Genomic DNA, 2,696 nt, shown 5'->3' on the forward strand with positions numbered 1-2,696 from the left:
GCCGGTGCCGGCTTCGGTGTGTCCCAGCTCATCGCCAGCTTCGCCCCAGGCAACAAGGCGTTGAGTGCCGGCGGCGGCGCGCTGGCCGGGGCCGGCATCGGCTTCATGCTGGGCGGCCCCATCGGCGCGGCGGTTGGCGGTCTCGCGGGGCTGCTGGGCGGCCTCCTCAACGACAAGCCTTCGGACAAGACCGGCACGGGCACCGTGTCGGATTTCACGTCGACCGGATCTCCGCAGGTCGGTGGCCTGCAGGGGGAGAAATACTCGGCCGAAAACCGCGCGGCGGCAACGAGCTCCGTCGACGCGCTGCGCGACGCCGCCCAGGCGGCCTACGGCGACTACGTCGACCTGTCCAGCATCTCGGCGTCGATCTCCGTGGGCAGTCGCGACGGCTCCCGTGCCTTCCTGCGCCAGGATGGGCAGCTGGTCGGCGAATATCGCGCGTCGTCCGACGAAGAGGGCGTCAAGTCGATCATCGCCCAGTCCCTCGCCAAGATCGGCTCGCTCTACGCGGACAAGCTGCCGGAGGAGGTCCGCAAGGCCCTCGACACCGTCGATTTCTCGAAAGATGTGGACGAAGCCCTCCGCCTGCTGGATTTCGCGGGGAGTTACAGGGAGACGGTCACCGCCCTGACCGAGGGCATCGGCCTCGAAAACGAGGCGCGCAAGTCCGCCCGAACCGCGATCGAGGATCAGATCGACGCCTTGGGCAAGTTCCGCGAAGACGCCGAGACCATCGGCCTGACCGGCGCCGACGAGGCGATCCGGGCCTTCGCCCTGACCATGGTCGGGCTCAAGGACAGCGCGGCGGATGTGAGCGAGACCGAGGCCGCGCTTGCCGCCCTCGATGAGCAGTTCAAGGTCCTCAAGGAGCGGGCTTCGGAGTTGGGGCTGACCTCGGCCGAGGTCGCCGCCGGCTATAAAAAGAGCCTCGAAGCGATTCGGGATGCTTTCGAGGCGGATCTGGACCGGGCCATCAACTCGGCCTCGGGCTTCGGCATCTATGACCAGGTGCAGGACCTGCTCGACCAGCAAGTGGAGCGTCAGAAGGATGCCGCTGCCCTCGGCCTCGACAGCGCCAAGATCGCCCGCCTGTCGGCGCTTGAGATCGCGGCCGCGACCCGCAAGGCGACAGACGCCCAGCTCGCCGGCATCGCCGAGATCGTGGCGGCGAGCGGCAGCATGGCGGCGACCATCGGCCTGACCATGGGCCGCATCCTGTCCGAGATCGACAGTCAGATCGCCGCCGCCAATCAGGCGTCGACGGCGGCGCGCCGCAGCGCCGAGGCCTGGCACGCGGCCGCCGAAAGCGTGACTGAGGCGATCGCGGATCTGCGCGGCTCCAGCCTGTCCAATCTGTCGCCTGCCCAGATCCTGGCGGAGCGGCGGACGGCGCTCACCGAGACCGCCGCCGCCGCCAAGGCCGGCGATGTCGATGCCCTCGCGGCGCTGCCCGAGCTGGCCAAATCCTTCCTCGATCAGAGCCGGGCTTACAACGGCGATGCCCAGGTCTATGGCCGGGATTTCGATTGGGTGCAGCGCCTGCTCGACCAGGCCGGAACCTCCGGCGACCATCTGGGGGACAAGGCCGATCGCCAGGCTGATCTGCTCGACCGCCAAGCCGAGCTGCTGCAAGAGATGGTCGATAATCTGACCGCCCCGGAAGGTCCCAACGCAGAGCTGCTCAAGCGTCAGCAGGCCGAGCTGCAGCGGATCTCCGGCTTGCTGGGCGTCGGCAACGCCGGGCAAGAGGGTGGCACGGCCAGCCTGTCGAGCCTGATCGCGGCGGTGGTTGGCGGTAACCAGACCTTGGCGGGCCTGCTGTCGAGTTTCTTGCAAACGACAGCGGAACAGCAAGCCGCGCTCGATGCCGAGGCGGCCGCCAAGGCCCAGGCGGCCCGGGTCGCGGCCGCGCGGGCCGCCTATGACGCCAAGGTCTCGGCGGTGGGCGACACCGCCAGCAATGCGGCGGCCTCGGTCACGGCGCGCGGCACGGGCCTCGCCAAGGCGGTCGACGACGGCTCGCACCTGCGGGCGGTCTCGCAGACCTATGATGCCGGCTCCGACAGCCTGTCCGCCGTGGTCAAGGACACCGCCATCGGGTCGGAGACCAACGTCCCTCGTGTCGAGGCCCTCGCCGGTATCCTCGCCGATCTCGGCCGTCAGGTGCAGGATCTCGTCGGCGGCGCGCTGCCCGGGTTCAAGCTGACGATGCGCTCGCGCGGCGTCGCATCGGGCGACAGCTATGGCATCCGCCTGATCATGTATAAGCCGGGCGGCGGCTACACCACCAAGCTGATCGACGATCCCAACGGCCTCGCGGCGGCCCAGGCGACCTATCTGTCCAGCCTGGACGAGACCATGGGCGGGCTCGACGCCGCCTCGCTCTCCGCTCTACGCAAGGTGGATTTCAGCTCGCCCAGCGCCGGCATGAAGGCCCTGGCCGAGGCGATCGAGACGGCCCGTAATCCCTTCGTCGCGCCAAGCCAGGCCCTCGAAGCCGGCGGCATGGTCGGCAATGGCGTCTGGAACAAGGACAGCGTGCTGGCGCGCTATGCCGGCGGCGGCACCATCGCGCTCGCCGGGGGCGAATGGGTGACCCGCGCGAGCCAGGTGACACCCGCGACCCGACCGCTGCTCGAAGCAATCAACGACAACGGCCTGGACGGCGCCCTCCGCACCCTCCGCGTCGGTGC

At 69.4% G+C, this 2,696-nt stretch carries 1 protein-coding gene; it reads left to right on the plus strand.

From position 1 onward, the window contains the following. Positions 1-2,696: hypothetical protein (locus WAZ62_RS15030; protein WP_422644350.1), on the plus strand; the 2,696-nt coding region annotated here is incomplete at both ends.

Source organism: Zavarzinia sp. (genome assembly GCF_049306435.1).
In the GTDB taxonomy this organism is placed as follows: Bacteria; Pseudomonadota; Alphaproteobacteria; order Zavarziniales; family Zavarziniaceae; genus Zavarzinia.